The following is a 6,015-nucleotide window of genomic DNA, read 5'->3' as shown; positions in this document are numbered from 1 at the left end:
GTAGAAGACCGACGGCACCAGGAAGGCTTCGACATCGCTCAAGGAAAAGGCCAGCTTGGAGAAGGTGATCAGCGGGCCGTTCAGCCAGGTGACGAAGCCGAAGATGGCGAACAGGCCGCAGAACATCAGCACCGCCCCCCAGGGGGTCTTCTCAGGTGCATTCGCGGCAGTTACGGGTCCAGGTGTCGGCATGATGTTGTTTCCCCTATTTATTTACAGCCACTACTCGGCGGCATCGGCCCTGATACGCTTATGTGACAGGAAGCCACCGGCGCGATCCAGCCCCCTGCCCTGCGACCAGCTATGGACGCCGTTGACGAAAACCTCTTCGATGCCGGCCGAAATCTGCACCGGTTTCTCAAAAGTGGCGCGGTCAGCCACGGTATCGGCGTCAAAGACGGTGATATCCGCCGCCATGCCAATGGCGATCCGGCCGCGATCATGGAAGCCAAAGCGCTTGGCCGGCAACCCGGTCATTTTGGCAATCGCCTCGGCCAGCGGGAACAGCTTCTCTTCACGGGCATAATGCCCCAGCACGCGCGGGAAAGTGCCCCACAGGCGCGGATGCGGGTTCTTGTCATTTGGCAGGCCGTCGGAACCAACCATGCACAGCGGATGCGCCAAAATCCGGCGCATATCGTCTTCGTGAATCTGGAAGTAGCAGGCATAGCCCGGCAGCAGCCGAACGGCAGCGTCGCATTCGCTAATGCCCCATTCACTGGCGATATCATGGAGATAACGCCCGGCCTGGTCCGGATGGGTTTCCGACGAATTGATCAGCACCTTGATCTCACCATCGCACAGGTCCGGATTCAGTACGGAAGATCCTGCCGTATAGGGATAGCAGTCCATGGCCACCGGCTGCTTTTTGGCCGCGTTGTCGATCAAGCCCAGCGTCTCGACCGAGCGCCCCCAGTTGCGCACCCCCGCGCACTTGTGGTGCGAAATAATCAGCGGTGTCTGGGTCGGGCTGGCGGTCGTGAATGCCTCTTCCAAGGCTTCGAGAATGCCGTCATATTCGCTGCGAATATGGGTGGCATAGACACCGCCATGAGCGCTCACCGTCCGCGCCAGGGCCGTCAGTTCATCGAGGTCGGCGGCGGCGGCCGGCGGATAATAGACCCCCGAACTCATACCGGTCGCGCCGGCTTCCAGCGCCTCGGCCAGCAGGGCCTGCATCTGTTTGCGTTCTGCCGGGCTGGCAGCCTTTTTGAGGTCCGGCAAACAGATGCGGCGCAAGGTGGTGTGGCCGACCAGAGCCGCCACATTGACCGCCGGCCGCGCCTGGTCGACGGCAATGGCATAGTCGGCAAAGCTCGCATAGGCAAAGGCCCTGAAGTCACCCAGCAGGTTGAAGGGTTCTTCCGGTTCGTTGGGGAAACGCAGCGGCGCAATCGACAGGCCGCAATTGCCGACCACGACCGTGGTCACGCCCTGGCTGATTTTTGCCGTCATTTCCGGCTGACGGATACAGGCGTAATCGTCGTGCGAATGAACATCGATGAAGCCCGGCGCCACGGCCTTGCCACCCAGATCGAAGCTTTTACCCGCCGGCAGGTCGGCCAGGTCACCGACCGCAATGATCAGGCCGTCGCGGATGGCGATATCCGCCCTGAAAGGCGCGTCCCCCCCCCCATCGAAGACAAGGCCATTGCGCAGGAGAATATCGGCAGGTGCAGGTGACATAGGCTGGTACTCTTAGAAGAACGTCTTGAGCGCGCCGATGACTGAATAAGCGTCATCGACTTCGAGAAGGACCGGCCAGCGGTCGAAGGTGGTGCAGGGGTGTGAGATACCGAGGCCGACATAATCGCCGATACTGACCTGAGCGCCGTGCGGCAGACGGATATAGCCATGCTGGTCGTTCATGCGGAAAAACGACCAGCCCTCAACGGCCTGCGTCTTGGCGCCCTCGCCCGGCACGGCATGGTATTCGACCTTGGGCAGGGCGGAATCGTCGGACAGGTCGCGGCGGCCGGCATTGACGATGATCAGGTCGGGCTCCGGATGGGAAACGACCTGAGCCCAGACCTCAAGCGCGGGTTGAAGCGCCGGCGCCGGACCAAGCACTCTGCGCTCACCGACATGGGCCAACAGCCTGTTGTAGAAACCGGTATCATGGGTCAGGTAACAGCCGCTGCGCAGCAAGGGCGTGATGCCCTCGGTTTTCAGGCCGCGCGCCACCAGGTCGAAATAGGCCGAACCGCCGGCGCTGATGACAGGCTCGCCGGTAAACAGCCCTTCGTCTCGGCAGGTATGGAACAGGCCCAGCAGGTCATCGAGGAAGGCATCGACGCGGACAGCATCCGCCGCCGCATCACCGGTCACGATCAGGCCCTCATAGCCCTCGACACCGCGCAGGGTGAGCCTGGGCGATCGCGCCACGCGCCGGGCGATTCCCAGCGCCAGGTCACGCGTACGCGCGCCCGTCCGGCCACCGGAAAGACCGAGTTCGACCATCACCTGGAAAGGTCTTTTGGCGCCAGCGCCTGTCAGGATCGCTTCCAGCCGTTCGACGCCCGCCAGGCTGTCGACCAGGCTGAGGATCCATGTATCGGGTGCCGCGTCCTGACGTGCCGACAAGGCGCGAATCTCAGCTTCCCCTACCAGTTCATTGGCGATCAGCAGATTTTGAACGCCGAAATCCAGCGCCGTATTGGCCTGGGAAACCGTCGCCACCGTCATGCCCCAGGCGCCAGCTTCCAGTTGCCGATCGAACAGTTGCGGGCACATGCTGGTCTTGCCATGCGGCGCCAGTTTCGCGCCTGCCTGATCGATATAGATCTGGAAAGCATTCAGGTTTTTCGTCAGCACACTGCTGCGGATCACCGCCGCCGGCAGCGGGATCGAACCATCGAGCAGGTTCCAGTCCTGCGCCCCGGCCTCGCGCAGCGGCAAGCCCTCGGCGGAAGCCGGCAGGCCCTTGATGCGTGCCGTCAGGGGCAGGTCGAGGATAGCATCCAGCTTGAGCGCCATCAGAACGACTCCAGGGTCAGTTCGGCGGCCAGAACCGGATTGCCTGCCGTGAGACCGGCATCGACCGGCAGCACCACGCCGGTGATCATGCGCGACAGATCGCAGGAGAGAAAGGCGACGGCATTGGCGATGTCCTTCGGGTCGGCAAAGTCACGCAGCGGATACCACTTCTTCAGGTCGTCGAAGACCTCTGGCTTCTTGGCCGCGCGTTCGGCCCAGGCCTGGGTCTTGACCGTGCCCGGCGCCACCAGATTGGCGCGGATGCCCAGAGGGCCATATTCGATGGCCAGCGAACGGGTATAGCTGACCAGCCCGGCCTTGGCGGCGCTGTAGGCCGGGTGACCAATGGCGAGGCCGGCATTGACCGTGCCGATATTGATAATGACGCCCGATTTACGCGCAAACATCGACGTCTTCACCGCCTCGACGCAGTGGTAGGCGGCGCTCAGATTGATGGCAAGATCGTGCGTCCAGTCTTCCGGCTTAAGCGTTGCCAGAGCCGTGGCTGCGGCCGCTCCGGCATTGTTGACCAGGATATCCACCGATCCGTGCGCCGTCACCAGGTTATCGATCGCAGCCTTTGTGGCCGCCAGATCGGTAAGATCGACTGCCGCCGTTTTCAGGCGCGTGTCCATTGTGGACAGAGCGCCCGCATCGCGATCCAGCGCGTAAACCGTGGCACCCCAGCCGAGAAAAGCTTCGCACAGCCCCCGGCCGATGCCCCCCGCAGCCCCAGTGATCAGAACCACTTTTCCGCTAAAATCAAACATAAGCCACCTTTTTAGTCAGCGTGTTCCGGAGCCATTCGAGGTTTATCGGACGCAGCATACCGAAATTGTAAAAAGCAAAATCGCCTATTCCCAGATTGCGCAGCCCCGCCAGCGCCGCGCTCAGGTCGGTCTCCTGACCCATGTCAGGATAACCGGGACGCAGGATAACACTGGTACGGAACGCTGGAACGAGATCAAGCACATAACCACCATCCGCCACCACGTCTTCAGGTGAAGACTGGTAAAGTGGCAGTTCCAGCCCATTGCTGACCGCATCAAGTGCCGCCAGGTCATGGCCTTCCAGATAAGCCGTGGCATGGGGCCGCTGGCAAGTGGCTATAACCTTGACCTTCACTGCCGGGTCCACCGCCGCGCGAATATCGGCCACCAGTGAAGTCACGACCTGACAGCGGAAGCGATGAAACGCGGCCAGATCCGCATCTTCGGCGTTCCACTGATCCAGCGACTGATCAGCGCCGCCAGCCAGCCAAGCGTCGACAGCTGCGCATATCCGCGCGGCAAGGCCATCAACATCGATTCCGTCTCCCTTCGCGCCTTCACGGCACCGCTGGCAGAAACACAAACCCAGCATGGCATCGAGCCATGCATTAGGCACCACTTGCGCAAATTCATGATGGAAGCCGTGGCCATAGGTCAGGAAGCCCGGCGTCTCCAGCAACAGACTTTTCAGCCGGTAGTTTTCCGCCAGATCAGCACACAAGGTGACGGCATAGGCGCGCACCTCCGGTTGGGATGGGCACAGGCTGTAAGGATAGGCATCGCCAAACGCATTGCGCACCCCCAGGTCCGGATGCTTCATGCCCAGACGCGTATTGTGCAGCAGCACCGTCCAGGCATTGACGGCGACATCATCCCGATTGCACAATTCCGCCAGCACATCTCGTCCGGTCGTCAGGGACGAGACCTGCGGCTGTACGATGCCGTAGGCTTTGCGGGGACGAAAATAGACCTTGCCGTCTTCCGGGAAATAGACCCGCGCCTTCGGATCGCCCGGATGAATGAACTTGCCAGCGTGATAGCTGGCCCCGAGGCTTATTTCATCCACGCCCATGGCCCGGACACGCGCGACATCGGCATCCAGGTCGTGTAGATTCCACGGATAGGCGTAGACGGCCGCCGTCACCCTATTTGGCCTTGTAGGCGATGACGTCGATCTCGACCTTGGCGTCGATCATGATCTGCGAACGCACGCACGAGCGCGCCGGCAACTGGCCATCGAAATAGCTGGCATAGACGCGGTTGAACGCCGCAAAGTCACGCGTGTCGTCAAGCCAGACATTGGCCTTCACGACATCGGCCAGGGTACAGCCAGCCTTGGCGAGGATGGCGACGATATTATCCATGGTCTGTTTTGTCTCGGCGACGATGCCACCCTGCACAATTTCGCCGCCGGCATCGAAACCGACCTGGCCGGACACGAACACAAACCCGCCGGCTTCCGTTGCCTGCGCAAAAGGCAGCATTTGCCCGCCACTGCCGGAGCGCGGATCGCCGATACGGTTGATGGTCATGGACACACCTCTGAATACATATATTTGCTTAAGTAGCTTAGCTACATTTAATAAGCTACATTCACATGGGGTGTCAAACGAGTCCACAATGGGCAGCGTTTTTTTTCTGCGCGTCGATGGATTGAGCTTAAAGCGCCCATTCTGCGTTAGGAGGAAAACGGGCGTCAAAATCGGTTTTGGGAGGACGCCGAACCCGAAGCCAAAACCAAGCCGCGATCAACGCATCTATTACAATCGACGTAGCTGGCTGGCGCGTCCGCCGGGCATCTGCAGATTTATTGCCTTCAGGCAAGGCATAATCCGCCCCTCGGAGATGTGCCGAACAAGCAGGATGATCGCGACCAAACATTCGACTACCATCCGACCTAAGCATAGCCGCAAATTCAACTTGGCCGCCTTTCTGCATATCTGCGAGGGTACGCCTGCCGAAAATTCGTCCGACATCTATGTGACACTCTACGGCGACTACGCCCAAACCCTTTAGTGCCTGGCCGAAGGTTGCCGCCAAACAAAAACCCCCTTGGCTTTCGCCTCGGGGGTCTGTGTTACGCCTTCCTGTGAGCTTCAGTCTGTCACACTTGAAGGTGTAATAGGCTTGGTTGCGGGGGCCAGATTTGAACTGACGACCTTCAGGTTATGAGCCTGACGAGCTACCGGGCTGCTCCACCCCGCGTCACCAAGTGTCGGGCGTTTGAGCGCCGCCCGGCATTTTACGTTTGTCTGTGTGGCTTATGGCC

At 60.6% G+C, this 6,015-nt stretch carries 6 protein-coding genes, 1 tRNA gene and 1 pseudogene; 1 reads left to right on the top strand and 7 read right to left on the bottom strand.

Annotation, left to right across the window (positions count from 1 at the left end; genetic code table 11):
* The 6 genes and pseudogenes from ACTHND_RS19270 to ACTHND_RS19245 form a co-directional block, all read right to left on the bottom strand.
* Window positions 1-192 (bottom strand): annotated as a pseudogene (locus tag ACTHND_RS19270) (glucose/galactose MFS transporter); the annotation flags it as partial.
* 30 nt (window positions 193-222) lie between these two features.
* A complete protein-coding gene (locus tag ACTHND_RS19265) occupies window positions 223-1,686 on the bottom strand; it encodes an N-acyl-D-amino-acid deacylase family protein (protein ID WP_440179596.1) in 1,464 nt (487 codons plus the stop codon).
* Between the two features lie 12 nt (window positions 1,687-1,698).
* Window positions 1,699-2,976, bottom strand: coding sequence for an alanine racemase (locus ACTHND_RS19260; protein WP_440179595.1), 1,278 nt, complete (start codon window positions 2,974-2,976; stop codon window positions 1,699-1,701).
* Window positions 2,976-3,746: an SDR family oxidoreductase gene (locus tag ACTHND_RS19255; protein WP_440179594.1), complete on the bottom strand. Its 771-nt coding sequence runs from the start codon at window positions 3,744-3,746 to the stop codon at window positions 2,976-2,978. The genes ACTHND_RS19260 and ACTHND_RS19255 overlap by 1 nt, the downstream gene beginning before the upstream one ends.
* Window positions 3,739-4,890 carry a hypothetical protein gene (locus ACTHND_RS19250; protein WP_440179592.1) on the bottom strand — a complete coding sequence of 384 codons (1,152 nt, stop codon included), beginning with the start codon at window positions 4,888-4,890 and terminating at the stop codon, window positions 3,739-3,741. The genes ACTHND_RS19255 and ACTHND_RS19250 overlap by 8 nt, the downstream gene beginning before the upstream one ends.
* Before the next feature lies 1 nt (window position 4,891).
* Window positions 4,892-5,278 (bottom strand): RidA family protein, encoded by a 387-nt coding sequence (locus ACTHND_RS19245; protein WP_440179591.1) that lies wholly within the window; start codon window positions 5,276-5,278, stop codon window positions 4,892-4,894.
* Between the two features lie 331 nt (window positions 5,279-5,609).
* On the opposite strand from ACTHND_RS19245, the gene ACTHND_RS19240 reads away from it, so the two are divergent.
* Window positions 5,610-5,762, top strand: a complete 153-nt coding sequence (locus tag ACTHND_RS19240) for a hypothetical protein (protein WP_440179590.1) — start codon at window positions 5,610-5,612, stop codon at window positions 5,760-5,762.
* 112 nt (window positions 5,763-5,874) lie between these two features.
* Here ACTHND_RS19240 and ACTHND_RS19235 read toward each other — a convergent pair.
* Window positions 5,875-5,951: transfer RNA gene (locus tag ACTHND_RS19235), tRNA-Met, on the bottom strand.
* Window positions 5,952-6,015 lie beyond the last annotated feature (64 nt).

The organism is Asticcacaulis sp. (genome assembly GCF_051954415.1).
GTDB lineage: Bacteria > Pseudomonadota > Alphaproteobacteria > Caulobacterales > Caulobacteraceae > Asticcacaulis.
This window is presented reverse-complemented; position numbering and strand designations above follow the sequence as displayed.